The organism is Micromonospora sp. B11E3 (assembly GCF_039871625.1).
Taxonomy (GTDB): domain Bacteria; phylum Actinomycetota; class Actinomycetes; order Mycobacteriales; family Micromonosporaceae; genus Micromonospora.
In genome coordinates, this window is record NZ_JBDPMC010000024.1 from 1 (window position 1) to 15,705 (window position 15,705).

Annotated in this window: 11 protein-coding genes, 2 tRNA genes and 1 pseudogene; 10 read left to right on the forward strand and 4 right to left on the reverse strand. The window is 73.6% G+C overall.

What is annotated here, in order from left to right; all coding sequences use genetic code 11:
• Window positions 1–482: 482 nt before the first annotated feature.
• The gene (locus tag ABGB16_RS14635) at window positions 483–1,706 is read right to left on the reverse strand and encodes a zinc-dependent metalloprotease (protein ID WP_347668650.1); all 1,224 of its coding nucleotides are present in this window, start codon (window positions 1,704–1,706) and stop codon (window positions 483–485) included.
• A gap of 182 nt (window positions 1,707–1,888) precedes the next feature.
• On the opposite strand from ABGB16_RS14635, the gene ABGB16_RS14640 reads away from it, so the two are divergent.
• The 5 genes from ABGB16_RS14640 to ABGB16_RS14660 all read left to right on the forward strand — a co-directional run bounded on the left by ABGB16_RS14640 (window position 1,889) and on the right by ABGB16_RS14660 (window position 6,910).
• Entirely contained in the window at window positions 1,889–2,902 is a 1,014-nt protein-coding gene (locus ABGB16_RS14640; RefSeq protein ID WP_347668583.1) for a PDZ domain-containing protein, read from the forward strand.
• A 110-nt stretch (window positions 2,903–3,012) separates the two neighbouring features.
• Window positions 3,013–6,006, forward strand: a complete 2,994-nt coding sequence (locus tag ABGB16_RS14645) for a UPF0182 family protein (RefSeq protein WP_347668584.1) — start codon at window positions 3,013–3,015, stop codon at window positions 6,004–6,006.
• An 88-nt stretch (window positions 6,007–6,094) separates the two neighbouring features.
• Window positions 6,095–6,168, forward strand: a tRNA-Met gene (locus tag ABGB16_RS14650).
• Between the two features lie 277 nt (window positions 6,169–6,445).
• Window positions 6,446–6,519, forward strand: a tRNA-Met gene (locus ABGB16_RS14655).
• 151 nt (window positions 6,520–6,670) lie between these two features.
• A complete protein-coding gene (locus ABGB16_RS14660; protein ID WP_347668585.1) occupies window positions 6,671–6,910 on the forward strand; it encodes a hypothetical protein in 240 nt (79 codons plus the stop codon).
• Window positions 6,911–7,201: 291 nt separating this feature from the next.
• Here the strand turns inward: ABGB16_RS14660 and ABGB16_RS14665 are convergent, their stop codons facing one another.
• On the reverse strand, window positions 7,202–8,530 hold the full coding sequence (locus ABGB16_RS14665; protein ID WP_347668586.1) for an extracellular solute-binding protein: 1,329 nt from the start codon (window positions 8,528–8,530) through the stop codon (window positions 7,202–7,204).
• 170 nt (window positions 8,531–8,700) lie between these two features.
• On the opposite strand from ABGB16_RS14665, the gene ABGB16_RS14670 reads away from it, so the two are divergent.
• The 3 genes and pseudogenes from ABGB16_RS14670 to ABGB16_RS14680 all read left to right on the forward strand — a co-directional run bounded on the left by ABGB16_RS14670 (window position 8,701) and on the right by ABGB16_RS14680 (window position 10,764).
• Complete coding sequence (locus ABGB16_RS14670) at window positions 8,701–9,534, forward strand: phosphoribosylaminoimidazolesuccinocarboxamide synthase (RefSeq protein ID WP_347668587.1); 834 nt, start codon at window positions 8,701–8,703, stop codon at window positions 9,532–9,534.
• A gap of 272 nt (window positions 9,535–9,806) precedes the next feature.
• Window positions 9,807–10,576: pseudogene (locus tag ABGB16_RS14675) on the forward strand (helix-turn-helix transcriptional regulator).
• Window positions 10,573–10,764: a DUF397 domain-containing protein gene (locus tag ABGB16_RS14680; RefSeq protein ID WP_347668588.1), complete on the forward strand. Its 192-nt coding sequence runs from the start codon at window positions 10,573–10,575 to the stop codon at window positions 10,762–10,764. Before ABGB16_RS14675 ends, ABGB16_RS14680 begins: the two are co-directional and overlap by 4 nt.
• 62 nt (window positions 10,765–10,826) lie before the next feature.
• Here the strand turns inward: ABGB16_RS14680 and glpK are convergent, their stop codons facing one another.
• On the reverse strand, window positions 10,827–12,311 hold the full coding sequence (gene glpK / locus ABGB16_RS14685; RefSeq protein ID WP_347668589.1) for a glycerol kinase GlpK: 1,485 nt from the start codon (window positions 12,309–12,311) through the stop codon (window positions 10,827–10,829).
• A gap of 609 nt (window positions 12,312–12,920) precedes the next feature.
• Here glpK and ABGB16_RS14690 point away from each other — a divergent pair.
• Entirely contained in the window at window positions 12,921–13,859 is a 939-nt protein-coding gene (locus ABGB16_RS14690) for a ribose-phosphate pyrophosphokinase (protein ID WP_347668590.1), read from the forward strand.
• A gap of 238 nt (window positions 13,860–14,097) precedes the next feature.
• Here ABGB16_RS14690 and ABGB16_RS14695 read toward each other — a convergent pair whose 3' ends face one another.
• Window positions 14,098–14,547: an ATP-binding protein gene (locus ABGB16_RS14695; protein ID WP_347668591.1), complete on the reverse strand. Its 450-nt coding sequence runs from the start codon at window positions 14,545–14,547 to the stop codon at window positions 14,098–14,100.
• Window positions 14,548–14,557: 10 nt separating this feature from the next.
• On the opposite strand from ABGB16_RS14695, the gene ABGB16_RS14700 reads away from it, so the two are divergent.
• On the forward strand, window positions 14,558–15,691 hold the full coding sequence (locus ABGB16_RS14700; protein ID WP_347668592.1) for a DUF5931 domain-containing protein: 1,134 nt from the start codon (window positions 14,558–14,560) through the stop codon (window positions 15,689–15,691).
• The last annotated feature ends 14 nt before the right edge of the window (window positions 15,692–15,705 follow it).

The following is a 15,705-nucleotide window of genomic DNA, read 5'->3' on the forward strand; positions in this document are numbered from 1 at the left end:
CGTGCGTGCCTCGTGCCCGCGTGCGTGCCTCGTGCCCGCGTGCGTGCCTCGTGCCCGCGTGCGTGCCTCGTGCCCGCGTGCGTGCCTCGTGCCCGCGTGCGTGCCTCGTGCCCGCGTGCGTGCCTCGTGCCCGCGTGCGTGCCTCGCGCCCGCGTGCCCCCTGTTCGCGCGCGTGCCTCGCGCCCGCGTGCCCCCTGTTCGCGCGCGTGCCCCCTGTTTCGCGCGCCTGCCCCGGGCACACGCGGTGCCCGGTGCCCTGTGCCGCACGCGTCGCGCCGCACGCGTCGGGTCGCGCCAAGATCCGCGCAACTTCGGTGAAGTAGTTGTGTCGGGCGGCGCCGAGGGGACTACTTCCCTGAAGTTGATGCCTGGGCAACGCGCGGCAGCGCCCGAGACGTGCGGCAGCGCCCGAGGCGGCGGTAGAGCCCGAGACGGCGACGGCCGCCGTCGCGGGCGCGACGGCGGCCGTACGGCGCGGAGCCTCAGGACTCGTCGGTGTCGCCCTCGGGACGTGGGCGGGGCGAGCCGGGGGCCTGCTCCTCCGGCGCGCCCGGCGCGTTGAAGTCGAAGTTGGCCAGCTCGTCGTCCAGGTCGGCGCGGGCCGTGGCGAACGCCACCGGGTCGGCGAAGTCGTCGTCGGAGGGAAGCAGGTCGGGGTGGCCCCAGACGGCGTCCCGGCCGGCGATGCCGCGGTGCTCGGTCAGCGCGGCCCACAGCGCGGCGGCCTCCCGCAGCCGGCGCGGGCGCAGCTCCAGGCCGACCAGGGCCGCGAAGGTCTGCTCGGCCGGCCCGCCGGCGGCCCGCCGGCGGCGGAACGCCTCGGCGAGGCGTACCGCGTTCGGCAGCCGATCCCCGACGGCGCTGTCCACCACGTGGCAGACCCAGCCCTCGACCAGGGCGAGGACCGTCTCCAGCCGGGCCAGCGACGCCTTCTGCGCCGGGGTGTCTTCCGGGGTGAAGATGCCCTCCAGCGCGATCGCCTGCATCGACTCCGGGTCGGTCGGGTCGAGTCGGCCCATCGCCTCCTCGATCGCCTCCCGGTTTACCCGGATGCCGGAGGCGTACGTCTCCACGGCGGTGAGCACATGCCCGCGCAGCCACGGCACGTGCTCGAACAGCCGCTGATGGGCCGCCTCGCGCAGGGCGACGTAGAGGCGCACCTCGTCCTCGGGCAGTTCCAGGCCCTCGCCGTACGCGCGGATGTTGGCCGGGATCAGCGCGGCCGTGCCGGCCGGGCCGAGCGGGAGCCCGATGTCGCCGGCGGAGAGCACCTCCGCGGCGAGCGAGCCGAGGGCCTGCCCGAGCTGCCCGCCGAAGAGCGCGCCGCCGAGCGTGGCGACCATCGACTGCATCGGGCCGAGCTGCGTCCGGGCCTCCGGCGGCACCAGGTCGCCCATCGCGCCGACCATCCGGGCGGCCACCGGGTCGCAGAGCTTGCGCCAGACGTCGAGCGTCTTGTAGATCCACTCGTTGCGGTTCCACGCCGACGCGGTGCGGATGCCCGTCGGCCAGGAGGTGGCGGGCTCCAGCCACAGGTCGGCCAGGCGCAGCGCCTCCGTCACGCCGGTGCGCTCGGACGGCGAGACCGCCGGGTCGCCCGCGGCGGAGAGCTGGCTGGCGGCCACCTGCCGGGCCAGGTCCCAGTTGACCGGCCCGCTGCCCGGCGCGGAGAGCAGGTGCTGCAACTGCGACATGAACTGCTGCATCTGCGCGGGATCGTTGGGGTCGGGCGGTTGCCCGCCCGGGAGCTGGAAGCCGAACGGAATATCAGGCACGACGTCTACGGTACGCGGGCAGTGCCCCAGGTCGTCGCCACCGGCGTTGCGCTGAGGGCGAAGTCGCCGTCACGCCCCCGGCCCCCGTACGGCCGATCGGTACGCTCTGCGCCATGAGACGTCGTGGCCTGACCGTCCTGTTGGGTGCCCTGCTGACCGCCCTGCTCAGCTTCGGCGTGCTCAGCGTCCCCATCCCGTACGTGGTGCTCGGTCCCGGGCCCACGGTGAACACGCTGGGCACCTCGGACGGCAAGGAGGTCATCCAGGTGAGCGGGCGGGCGACGTCCACCTCCGCCGGTCAGCTCCGGCTGACGACGGTCGGGGTGCAGCCCACCGTGCGGCTGCGTTCGGCGTTGGCCGGCTGGTTCTCCCCGGACGAGGCGGTGGTGCCGCGCGAGCTGGTCTACCCGCCGGGGGAGAGCCGCCAGGAGGTGGAGCAGCGCAACGAGGAGGACTTCCGCGCCTCGCAGACCAGCGCCGAGACGGCGGCGCTGCGCAAGCTCGGCTACCCGGTGCAGGTGCTGGTGAAGACGGTCGGCGCGGACGGCCCGTCGGCCGGGATGCTCAAGCCCGGCGACGTCGTCACCTCGGTCGACGGCGAGCAGGTCACCAGCGCCGGCCGGCTCACCGAGCTGATCCGTGCCCGGCCGGCCGGGACCACGCTGACGATCGGTTACACCCGCGACGGCGTCGCCGCCACGGCACGGGTCACCAGCCGCGAGCAGGACGGCCGGCCGCGGGTCGGGATCGAGATCGACCAGCAGCAGCCGCACCCGTTCACCCTCTCCATCGATCTCAACGACATCGGCGGCCCGAGCGCCGGCCTGATGTTCGCGCTGGGGATCGTGGACAAGCTGGAACCGGCCGACCTGACCGGCGGCAAGATCATCGCGGGCACCGGCACGATCGACGACGAGGGCCGGGTCGGCCCGATCGGCGGGATCGCGCAGAAGCTGGTCGGCGCGAAGGACGCCGGGGCGAAGGTGTTCCTGGTGCCGGAGGCCAACTGCGCCGAGGCCGTCCGTAACCCGCAGCCCGACCTTCCGCTGCTGCGGGTGGGTTCCCTGGACGACGCGCTGAAGGCCCTGGAGACGCTGCGCGAGGGGGGCCAGCCCACCCGCTGCTGACTGCCGTGGGCCCGCCCGGCGTGACCGTGGGCGACGCTTTCAGGAATACCCCGTACTCTGGTTGCCTGGTCGGAGCCGATCACATCGAGCGTGCGGAGCCAACAGTGGTCATGCGTAGCAGCCCCCTGCCGAGGATGAGCCGACGCGGACGCGTCACGATCGGCGTCCTGGTGGGGGTGTTCGTGCTGTTCACCGTCCTCGGGTGGGGTGTGCAGGCGTGGACGGACTGGCTCTGGTTCGAGGAGGTGCGCTACACCCAGGTCTTCACCGGGGTGCTGGCCACCCGGCTGCTGCTCTTCCTCGTGGTCGGCCTGGGCCTGGCGCTGGTCGTCGGCGGCAACCTCTGGCTCGCCCACCGGCTGCGCCCCAGGATGCGCCCGCACTCGCTCGAGCAGGCCACCCTGGAGCGGTACCGGATGGTGCTGGAGCCCCGGCTGGGCCTGTGGATCAGCCTGGCCGCGCTGGTGATCGGGATCTTCGCCGGGCTCTCCGCGCAGAGCCGGTGGAACCAGTGGCTGCTGTTCCGCAACGGCGGCGACTTCGGCGTGAAGGACCCGGAGTTCGGCGTGGACGTCGGGTTCTACGTCTTCCAGCTGCCGTTCTGGCGCTACCTGCTCGGCGTCGGCTTCACCGCCGTCGTGCTCGCCCTGCTCGGCGCGCTGGCCGTGCACTACGTGTTCGGCGGGGTGCGGCTGCAGGGCGTCGGGGACCGGATGACCGGCGCCGCGCGCGCCCACCTGAGCACGCTGGTCGCGGTCTTCGTGCTGCTCAAGGCGGTCGCGTACGTGCTGGACCGGCGGGCGATGCTGCTGGAGTACAACGAGGGCGCGAAGCTCTACGGCGCCGGGTACGCCGACGTGAACGCGCTGCTGCCCGCCAAGGAGATCCTCGCCTACATCTCCGTCGTGGTGGCCATCGCGATCATCGTCTTCTCGAACGCGGTGATGCGGAACCTGGTCTGGCCGGGCATCTCACTGGCCCTGCTCGGGGTGTCCGCCGTCGCCATCGGCGGCATCTACCCGTGGGCGGTGCAGACGTTCGAGGTCAAGCCGAGCGCCAAGGACAAGGAGGCGCCGTACATCCAGCGCAGCATCGAGGCCACGCGGGCGGCGTTCGGGCTGATCGACACGAAGACCGCGCCGTACGCGGCGAACAACTTCGTCCCGCCAGCCAGCCTGGCCACCGACACCTCCGTGGTGCCGAACGTGCGGCTGCTCGACCCGCAGCTGGTCTCCGACGCGTACACCCAGCTTCAGCAGGTGCGCGGCTTCTACGACTTCGGCCCGAAGCTGGACATCGACCGGTACGCCGTGGGCGGCAAGACCTCCGACTACGTGGTCGGCGTCCGTGAGATCAACTACACGGAGCTGACCGACCAGCAGAACACCTGGATCAACCGGCACACCGTCTACACCCACGGCTACGGCCTGGTGGCCGCCCCCGCCAACCGGGTCTGCAACGGCCTGCCGTACTTCGTCTCCGGCTTTCTCGGTGAGCCGGACAAGGAGGCGCAGGGCTGCGCGTCCGCGACCGAGGAGATCCCGGCCCAGCAGCCGCGGATCTACTACGGCGAGCGGATGGGCGCCGACGACTACGCGATCGTCGGGCAGTCCGACCCGAAGCGCAACGCGGAGTTCGACCGGCCGACCCAGACCGGCGGCGAGCAGTACTACACCTACACCGGCGAGGGCGGCGTCGAGATCGGCTCGTTCACCCGCCGGCTGCTCTACGCCATCAAGGAGCAGGAGTCGAACCTCCTGCTCTCCGAGGCGGTCAACGAGAACTCGAAGCTGCTGTACGTGCGCAACCCGCGGGATCGGGTGGAGAAGGTCGCGCCGTTCCTCACCCTCGACGGCGACCCGTACCCGGCGGTCGTCGGCGGCCGGGTGCAGTGGATCGTCGACGGCTACACCACGGCCGCGACCTACCCGTACGCCGAGCGGATCAACCTCCAGGCCGAGACCACCGACGAGCTGACCAACCGGGGCACCTTCCAGCTGGCCCGGGAGAACGTCAACTACATGCGCAACTCGGTGAAGGCGACGGTCGACGCGTACGACGGCACGGTGCGGCTCTACCAGTTCGACGACACCGACCCGGTGCTCAAGGCGTGGAACAAGGCGTTCGGCGGCGACCTGATCCTGCCGAAGGACAAGATCCCGACCGAGCTGCGCGAGCACTTCCGCTACCCGGCGGACATGTTCAAGGTGCAGCGCAACCTGCTGACCAAGTTCCACGTGACCGACCCGGGCGACTTCTACTCGGCGCAGGACTTCTGGCAGGTGCCGAACGTGCCGGACGCGCCGGACAGCGGGCAGAAGCAGCCGCCGTACTACCTGTGGACGCAGTTCCCCGGGCAGGAGGCGCCGCGGTTCCAGCTCACCTCCGCGGTCACCCCGAACGGCCGGCAGAACCTGGCCGCGCTGATCTCCGGGTCGTACGTCGACGGGAAGCCACGGCTGGAGGTGCTGGAGCTGCCCGACCAGACCCGCACCGCCGGCCCGGTGCAGGTGCACCAGCAGATGACCAACACCAACTCGAACATCCGGCAGCAGCTCAACCTGCTGTCCAGCAATCAGACGTCGCAGGTGCAGTACGGCAACCTGCTGTCGCTGCCGTTCGGCGACGGGATGCTCTACGTCGAGCCGGTCTACGTCAAGAGCAACCAGCGGCAGGACGCGTATCCGGTGCTGTCGAAGGTGCTGGTCTCGTACGGCGACGGGTCGTACGTGGCGCTGGCCGACAACCTGTCCGACGGCATCAAGCAGCTCGTCGAGCAGGGCAAGCAGGCCGCTCAGGGCACCCCGCCGCCGGCCGAGGGCACCCCACCGCCGCCCAGCGGCGGGAACAACCCGCCGCCCCTGACCGGCGAGCTGGCCGTGGCGGCGGGCAAGGTGCAGGCGGCGATCGACGAGGTCAAGGCGGCGCAGGCATCCGGCGACTTCGAGCGGTACGGCAAGGCGCTGAAGGCGCTGGACGAGGCGATGACCGCGTTCCAGCAGGCGCAGAAGGCCGCCACCCCGGCCGCCTCGGCGTCGCCGGCCGCGTCCACGTCGCCGAGCGGCAGCCCCTCGCCGACGCCCTCGACGGCGCCGGGCGGCTGAGCGGACGCGGTCGACCCGGTGGTGGCGGGGCGGGTGGGGGGACCGTTTTGCAGCCTCCCGGGTCGATGCGCTACGGTTGACGGGCCGACGCGGGGTGGAGCAGCTCGGTAGCTCGCTGGGCTCATAACCCAGAGGTCGCAGGTTCAAATCCTGTCCCCGCTACTCGTGAAAAGGCCCCGGAGTCCGCTCCGGGGCCTTTTCACGTCCTACTGGCACGTCGCCTCGGACGCCCGCCCTGGTGACGCGCGGCCGCCTCGGTGATCAGCTGCCCGCCTCGGGGCCGCGCCGTCCGCCTCGTTGATCAAGAGGTTTGCGTCAGGATCCCGTGACCCGCTGACGCAAACCTCTTGGTCAACGGCCCTGGTCAAGGGCTCGGCGGGGGAGGATCGGGGGCCCTTGCGGCCTTCGCCAGGCGGATGCGATAAGCTGTACGAGCCGACGCGGGGTGGAGCAGCTCGGTAGCTCGCTGGGCTCATAACCCAGAGGTCGCAGGTTCAAATCCTGTCCCCGCTACTCGTCGAAAGGCCCCGGAGTCCGCTCCGGGGCCTTTTCCGTTTCGCGACCGCTGCCGCATTCTGTCCGCCGTCTTTCCCTGGCCGTGCGCCACGCCATGCAGCCCGCCGTCCGGCCTGCCGCCCTTGCACCGTTCGGCGAGGATGAGGGCATGTCTTCGTGGAGCAAATGGTGGGGCCGGCTCGGCGCCGTCCTCGGCACGGTCGTGCTGTCGGTCTTCGTCCCGGTCGCGGCGTGGGCGTCCAGCGGCACCGGCGAGCTGGTGGTCGAGGCAGCCAAGCGACGGTCCCGGGGCGTCGGCTTCGTCGGCCTGTTGTGCTGCCTGGTCGTCGTCGGCGTGATCATCCTGTTGATCGTGCTGCTCAACAACCGGCGCAACCGTCGGCGCTGAGAACGGCCCGCCACACCGGCAGGCCGCCGGAGTGATCCGTCGGGTCGCCGGAGTGATCCGTCGGGCCGCCCAGTCGCCTCGCTGGCTGGCGCCCGCATGTGGGGCTGTCGCCTGTGTACGTGGCTGGGGTCGCGTACCTGGCTGGGATCGCATACGTGCCTGGGGCCGTATACGTGGCTGCCGCCTGCGTGTGCGGCGGCATCCGCACGTGGGCTGGCGCCGCACACGTGGCTGGGGGCTAGGGGCCGCCTGAGGCTGGGGGCCGGCGTCCGGCCCGTGGCCGTGTCCGGGTCAGCCGGCCAGGGCGGCGTCGGCCTGGGCCATGAAGCGGGAGGCCGCCGTGCGTACGCTGATCCGGCCCGAGCGGACGGCCCCGGCGGTGGTGACGAGCAGGGCGCGGACCCGGGCATGCCCCTTCGGGGGCGGGGAGGGTGCCGGTCCCAGCTCGTTGGTCAGCGCCTCGGCGAGCGTGGCGGCCCGGTGCTGCACGGGATCGGTCAGGTTCGCCCGCACGTACCGGCGGATGCCCAGGTTGGGGTTCACCCCCCGTTCGTTGCCGAGAGCCGCCCCGGCCTCGATGTTGTTGGTGAGGAAGTTGATGACGTCCGCCACGGTGTCGGGGTGGCGGGTGCCCCGGTAGGCGGCCCAGTACATCGGGGCCCGCGCCCACTGTGCGCCGGGCGGGCCGGGGAACGCGGCCAGCGCCAGCTCGTCGCGGGTGTGGCGCTGGAGCTCGGGAAGCTGGTTGGCCCAGGCGAACGAGGCGGCGGCGTGCCCGGTGACCACGAGTTGCCGGGCCGGCTCGCCGCTCTCGGCCCGCTCCACGAGGGCCGCGCCCGGGGTCGCCCCGCCGGCCCGGGCCCGCCGCCACAGCTCGAACCAGTTGGCCAGCTCGCCCGCGCTGAAGCCGAGCCGCCGGCCCTGGTACAGCTCGCTGCCCTTCGCGCGCAGCCAGAGCCAGAGCGCCCGGTCGTCCCCGGACGGGTCCATCGTGCCGGCCACCCGCCCGCCGGCCGCGCGGGTGACCCGCTGCGCCCAGTCGACGTACTCCTGCCAGGACATGCCCGTGCGGGGCTCCGGCACCCGCAGCTTTCGCAGCAGGCTCCGGTTGTACACCAGCGCGGCGCTGGTCTGGGCCGCGGCGACGCCCACGGTGCGGTCGTCGACCTCGCCGTAGCGGACCAGGCCCGGCGGCAGCTCGCCCAGGTCGAGCCGGTGGTCGGCGACGTACCCGCCGAGGTCGAGCAGGATCTCGCGCTCGGCGTACTCGGTGAGGATCGCGTCGTCGAGTTGGAACAGGTCGGGCGCGTTGCCGCCGGCCGCCTGGGTCGCCAGCCGCTCGTAGTAGCCGACCCGGTCCTGCCAGGTGACCCGGAAACCGACCTGCGGATTGCGCGCCGCGTACAGCTTGAGCGCCTTCTCGGTCAGCGCGGCCCGCTTCGTCCCGCCGTACCAGAAGACGGAGAGCGTGATCGGGCCGTTCTCGACCGGCGTGCCCTCGTCGTGGCCGCAGCCGGCCAGCCCGCCGGCGGCGAGCGGCGCTCCGAGCAGCGCCTTCAGCAACCGCCGGCGGACCGGGTCGGTGCCGGGGCGGGAGAGCGGCAGGCGGGCGACGGGCACGGGGCACTCCTGGTCGTCCGTGGGGCGGTTTTGGATCATTTACACAGCTGGCGTACGCGGGTGTCAACGGCCGTACGGCCCGGCTCGGGCGGCTGCCGGCGGCCTTCGCGGTTCTGGACGGTTCCGGTGGCCGTCCGGGCGGGCGATCGACGCGTGGTGTACTTGGTCCCGTGGAACTTCTGCACTCGGGCAAGGTCAGGGACGTCTACGCCGACGGCGACGACCTGATCCTGGTCGCCTCCGACCGGCTCTCGATCTACGACGTGGTGCTGCCGACCCCGGTGCCGGACAAGGGCCGGCTCCTCACCGCGCTCTCGCTGTGGTGGTTCGAGCAGCTGGCCGACATCGTGCCGAACCATGTGATCTCCGCCACCGACGTGCCGGCCGAGTGCGCCGGGCGGGCGATCCGCTGCCGGCGGTTGGAGATGGTTCCGGTCGAGTGCGTGGCCCGGGGCTACCTGACCGGCGGCGGCCTCGTCGAGTACGAGCGCACGGGCGCGGTCTGCGGGGTCGAGCTGCCCCGCGGGCTGGTCGAGGCGTCGATCCTGCCGGAGCCGATCTTCACCCCGTCGACGAAGGCCCCGAAGGGCGAGCACGACGAGCCGATCAGCTACCGGCAGGTGGTGGACAAGCTGGGCGCGGAGACCGCCGAGCGGCTGCGGCAGATCACCATCGACGTCTACCGGCGGGGCGCCGAGATCGCCGCCGAGCGGGGCATCCTGGTCGCCGACACCAAGATCGAACTGGGTTGGGCGCCGGACGGCAGCCTGGTCCTCGGCGACGAGGTGCTCACCTCCGACTCGTCCCGGTTCTGGCCGGCCGAGTCGTACCAGCCGGGCCGCACCCAGTTCTCCTACGACAAGCAGTACGTCCGCGACTGGGCGACCGGCAGCGGCTGGGACAAGCTGCCGCCGGCCCCCGAGGTGCCCGCCGAGGTGATCGAGGCGACCCGCGCCCGCTACGTCGACGTCTACGAGAAACTGACGGGCAACCCCTGGTCCTGACGCCGAGGCGGGGCAGGGTGAGGCGGGGGTGAGGCGGGGGGTGAGGCGGCAACTTCCGGGAAGTTGTGGCCTCGGCCCGCGCCGGAGGCGACAGTTTCCCTGAAGTTGTGCGGACGTGGCCGCGAGCGCGAGCGTGAGCGCTTGCGAATGTCTCGACACGCCGTTACCGCCATTTGGGCGGCATCACTGGACCCCGGTTCCGCGAGCGTCGATGATCTATCTGTCACCCTCCGTGTCCGAGTGACTTCAAGGGAGGTCGGATGAACCTCGACATGTGGATCCGGGCCCTCAAGGCGGCCCGGGCGAGCGCGGGCGTCTCGCAGGAGGCGCTCGCCGAGCTGATCAGGTGGAGCCCCTCCACCATCGCCGCCATCGAGACCGGCCGGCGGCGGCCCACCCCGGACCTGGCCGCCGCCGCCGACGAGGCGCTCGGCACGGCCGGCCTGCTCAGCGAGCTGCTGGCCGCCGCCAACCGGAAGCAGTCGCCGAGCTGGTTCGCCCCGTGGCTGGGTGTCGAGGCCAACGCCGTCGCCCTCCGCACGTCCCAGCCCTGCCTGGTGCCGGGGCTGCTCCAGACCGAGGAGTACGCCCGGGCGGTGCTGACCGCGCAGGGCATCCACACCCCGGAGGAGGTGGAGCAGCTCGTGGCCGCGCGGATGGCCCGCCAGGAGTTGATCACCGGGCCGGTCCCGAAGCGCTTCACCGCGATCGTGGACGAGGCAGCCCTGCGCCGGGTGGTCGGCGACCGGGAGGTCCAGCGGGCCCAACTGGAGCGGCTGATCATGTTGGCGGCGCTGCCGCACATCCGGCTCCACGTCGTGCCCGCCGGGGTCGGCGCGCACCCCGGGCGGCCGGCGGCTTCGTGCTGGCCACCCTGCTCGACGGCGACGAGGTGGTCTACTCGGATGGCGTCTTCGGTCAGGTGATGGACCGGCCGGACGCGGTGGATACGATCAGATCGATGTGGGACAGGCTGCTCGGCGAGGCCCTGCCCGAGGGCGCCTCGCTGGAGCTGATCGGGAAGCTGGTGAGCGAGCTGTGAACGCTGCCCCCACCCCTCGCTGGCGGGTGTCGAGCCGGTCCGGCAACGGAGGGGACACCTGCGTGGAGGTCGCCGACAACCTGCCCGGCCGGGTGCTGGTGCGCGACTCGAAGGACCGCGACGGCGGCACCCTGACCTTCGACCCCGCCGCCTGGCGCTCCTTCGTCGCCCTGGTCAGGGCGGGCTGAGGCCCACAGGATCGCCTGATGCTCGGGAAGAGGGCTGAGCATCAGGCGATCACCGGAGCGGCTCAGTCCACCCAGTCGAGGGTGCGCTGGACGGCCTTGCGCCAGTTGCGCAGCTCCCGCTCGCGGTGCTCCGGCGTCATCGCCGAGGTCCACTGGGCGTCGGAGCGCCACTGGGCGCGCAGGGTGGCCAGGTCCGGCCAGAAACCGACGGCGAGCCCGGCCGCGTACGCCGCGCCGAGGCAGGTCGTCTCGGTGATCCGGGAGCGGACGACCGGCACGTCCAGCACGTCGGCGAGGAACTGCATGAGCAGGGCGTTCCCGGTCATCCCGCCGTCCACCCGCAGCCGGCGCAGCGCCACGTCGGAGTCGGCGTTCATCGCGTCGACCACCTCGCGGGTCTGCCAGGCCGACGCCTCCAGCACCGCCCGGGCCAGGTGCCCCTTGGTGATGTACCCGGTCAGCCCGGCGATCACCCCACGAGCGTCGCTGCGCCAGTGCGGCGCGAACAGCCCGGAGAAGGCCGGCACCACGTAGCAGCCGCCGTTGTCGTCCACGGTGCGGGCCAGGTCCTCGATCTCGGGGGCCGTGGAGATCAGTCCGAGGTTGTCCCGCAGCCACTGCACCAGCGAGCCGGTCACCGCGATCGCCCCTTCGAGGGCGTACGCGGCCGGCTGGCCGTCGATCCGGTACGCCACCGTGGTCAGCAGGCCGTGCGCCGAGGCGACCGGGCTGGCACCGGTGTTGAGCAGCAGGAAGCTGCCCGTGCCGTACGTGCACTTCGCCTCGCCGGGCTGGAAGCAGGTCTGCCCGAACAGGGCGGCCTGCTGGTCGCCCAGGGCGCTGGCCACCGGCACCCCCGCGAGCACCCCCTCGGCGGTGCCGTAGACCTCGGCGGAGCTGCGGATCTCGGGGAGCATCGCGGCGGGCACCCGGAGCGCGTCCAGCAGCTCCGGGTCCCAGTCCAGCGTCTCCAGGTCCATCAGCATCGTCCGGCTGGCGTTGGTCACGTCGGTGACGTGCCGGCCGGTCAGCTTCCAGATCAGCCAGCTGTCCATCGTGCCGAACAGCACCTCGCCCCGCTCGGCGCGCTCGCGCAGACCGTCCACGTTGTCCAGCAGCCAGCGCAGCTTCGGCCCGGCGAAGTACGTGGCCAGGGTCAGCCCGGTGCGGGCCCGCAGGCGCTCCTCGCCGTACACGTCGGCCAGCTCGCGCAGCAGCGGGCCGGTGCGGGTGTCCTGCCAGACGATGGCGTGCGTGACCGGCCGGCAGGTCACGCGGTCCCAGACCACCGTGGTCTCCCGCTGGTTGGTGATGCCGACCGCCGCCAGCCCCTCGGGGCCGGTGCCGGCGGCGTCCAGGGCCTCCCGCACCACGAGCTGGACGTTCTCCCAGATCTCCTCGGCGTCGTGCTCGACCCAGCCGGGTCGGGGGAAGACCTGCCGGTGCTCGCGCTGGGCGACGGAGACGATCTCGCCGGCCCGGTCGAAGACGATGCACCGCGACGAGGTGGTGCCCTGGTCGATGGCGGCGACGTACTGTCCGGTCACGGCAGCACCGTACCCGCCCCGCCGCCGGTCCGCCGCCCGTCCGCGCCCGCCGCCCGCCGCCCGCCGCCCGCTGCCCGCTGCCCGCCGGTCCGCCGCCCGCTGCCCGCTGCCCGCCGGTCCGCGCCCGCCGCCCGCTGCCCGCTGCCCGCCGGTCCGCGCCCGCCGCCCGCCGCCCGCCGGTCCGCGCCCGCCGCCCGCCGCCCGCCGCCCGCCGCCCGCCGGTCCGCGGCCCGCGGCCCGCCTGCCCGCTGCCCGCTGCCCGCCGGCCCGCTGCCCGCTGCCCGTCGGCCGCCGCCTGGTCGCCTGCGCCTGCGCCCTGTGCCTGCGCCCTGTGCCTGCGCCCTGTGCCTGCGCCCTGCGCCTGCGCCTGCGCCCTGCGCCTGCGCCTGCGCCCTGCGCCTGCGCCTGCGCCCTGCGCCTGCGCCTGCGCCCTGCGCCTGCGCCTGCGCCCTGCGCCTGCGCCTGCGCTTGCGCCCTGCGCCTGCGCTTGCGCCCTGCGCCTGCGCCTGCGCCCTGCGCCCGCGCCCTGCGCCTGCGCCCGCCCGCGCTCGTCCGCCGTCGCCGGTCCACGGGCGACGGGAGGCGTCACCGGCCGTACGATCTGTGGACGTGCGCGACATCGCCGTCTTCAGTGGAACCGCCCATCCCAACCTCGCCGCCGAGATCTGCACCCATCTCGGGGTGCCGCTGCACCCGGTGCGGGTGTCCCGGTTCGCCAACGACTGCCTGGAGGTGCAGTTGCAGGCGAACTGCCGCGAGCGGGACGTGTTCCTGATCCAGCCGCTGGTCCCGCCGGTGCAGGAGAACCTGGTCGAGCTGCTGCTCATGATCGACGCGGCCCGGGGCGCCTCGGCCGGCCGGATCACGGTGGTGCTGCCGCACTACGCGTACGCCCGGTCGGACAAGAAGGACGCGCCGCGCATCTCGATCGGCGGCCGGCTGGTCGCGGACCTGCTCACCTCGGCCGGCGCGGACCGGGTGCTGGCGATGACCCTGCACTCCCCGCAGGTGCACGGCTTCTTCAGCGTCCCGGTGGACCATTTGCACGCGCTGCGCGAGCTGGCCGGCCACTTCCGGCGGTACGACCTGGGCAACGCCGTGGTGGTCTCGCCCGACCTGGGCAACGCCAAGGAGGCGGCGGCCTTCGCGCGGATGCTCGGGACCCCGGTCGCGGCCGGCGCGAAGCAGCGGTTCAGCGACGACCGGGTCAAGATCAGTACGGTGATCGGTGACGTGGCCGACCGGGACGTGATCGTGCTGGACGACGAGATCGCCAAGGGCAGCACGGTGATCGAGCTGATGGCCCACCTGCGCGAGCTGAAGGTCCGGTCGATCCGGCTGGCCTGCACCCACGGCCTCTTCTCCAGCGGGGCGCTGGAGCGGCTCAGCGAGCAGCCCGGGGTGCTGGAGATCGTCTGCACCAACACGGCGCCGATCCCGGCCGAGAAGCGGGTGCCCAAGCTGGAGGTGCTCTCCGTCGCGCCGGCCCTGGCGGAGGCGATGCGGCGGATCCACAACGGAGAGTCGGTCAGCGCCCTGTTCGGCTGAGCCGGCCGGCGGGCCGGCCCGCGCCGCCGGCCCGCGCCGCCGGCCCGCGCCGCCGGCCCGCGCCGCCGGCCCGCGCCGCCGGCCCGCGCCGCCGGCCCGCGCCGCCGGCCCGCGCCGCCGGCACCATGTCGGCGACATGGCGGCATCCTCACTGTTCCGACACCGCCATGTCGCCGACATGACCGGGCGGGCGGGGGCCGGGCGAGGCCGGGTCCGGGGGCCGGGCGAGGGCCGGGCGCTACCGGGCCCCGACCGCCGCGCTGATCCGGACCGTGGTGCCGGCCGGGCCGGTGTCGACGTCCATGGCGTCGCTCAGCTCCCGGGCCAGCCAGAGGCCCCAACCCCCGGGGACGTCCGCGGCGGGGCGCCCACGCTGGCCGAGCCGCCCCGCGCTGATGCCCCGCCCGTGGTCGGCGACCTCGCAGACCACCCGTCCCGGCTCGTGCCACAGCCGCAGCCAGCCTCGCCCCCCGCCGTGCCGGACCGCGTTGCTGATCAGCTCGTTTACCGCCAGCACGAAGTCGTCGAGGCGCTGCCCGTCCAGCCCGGCCGCGTGGGCGCAGGAGGTGACCGAGTGCCGTAGCTCGGTCACCTGGGCCTGGTCGAAGGCCTCGGCGATCAGGACGGTGGTGTCGATGGACACCACCGTACGCGGCGCGCGGGATTCCGTCCCGACGGGCTGTGGCATCGTGTCGGGCGTGCCGTCGCCGCCCGGTGGTTTCGAGGTCCCGCTCTGGCGGGCCGTCGCGGTGTTCCGGTTCGCTGCCCTGGCGTACGTCGGCGTGCTGGCCCTGCGCGACGCCGACCGGTACGCCCACCCGCTGGTCGCCGGGATCGTCCTGCTGGCGATGCTCGGCTGGACGGTGCTCACCGCCCTCGGCTACGCCCGCCCCCGGCGGCGGGGCTGGCCGCTGCTGGCGGCCGACCTCGCGGCGGTGCTCGCGGTCCTGCTGGTCAGCCCGTGGGTGATCGGGCGAACGGGGCTCGCGGGCGGCGTACCGAGCCTGGCCGTGGTCTGGCTGGCCGGGCCGGTGCTGGCCTGGGCCGTCTCCGGCGGTCGGCGCCGGGGCGCGGTGGCCGCGCTGGCGATGGGTGCGGCGGACCTGGCCACCCGGGAGCGGATCGGCCAGTCCACCTTCACGGGTGCCATCCTCCTGCTGCTGGCCGGCGTCGTGGTCGGGCACGTCGCACGGCTCGCGGTGACCGCCGAGCAGCGGCTGCAACGGGCGGTCGAGCTGGAGGCGGCGACCCGGGAGCGGGAGCGGCTGGCCCGGGGCATCCACGACTCGGTGCTTCAGGTGCTGGCCATGGTGCAGCGGCGGGGCGCCCACCTCGACGGCGAGGCCGGCGAGCTGGCCCGGCTGGCGGGGGAGCAGGAGGCGGCGCTGCGTGCCCTGATCGCGGGTGCGCCGCCGCCCGACGGCGGGGCCGAGGCGGACCCGGGCACCCTGGACCTGCGCGCCCTGCTCGGCCGGTACGCCTCGGCGGCGGTCTCGGTGTCGGCGCCGGCCACCGGAGTCCCGCTGCCCGCCGGGACGGCCCGGGAGTTGGCCGCCGCGACCGGGGCGGCGCTGGAGAACGTGGACCGGCACGCGGGCGGGCGGGCGTGGGTGCTGATCGAGGACGAGGGGGAGACGGTGACCGTCTCGGTACGCGACGAGGGCCCCGGCATCGCCGCCGGCCGGCTCGACGAGGCCGCCCGGCAGGGCCGGCTCGGGGTGGCGCAGTCCATCCGGGGTCGCATCGCCGACCTGGGCGGGACGGTGACCATCACGTCCGCGCTCGGCGCGGGCACCGAGGTGGAGTTGACCGTGCCGAGGGCCGCCCGGTGAACACGTCGGGGAAC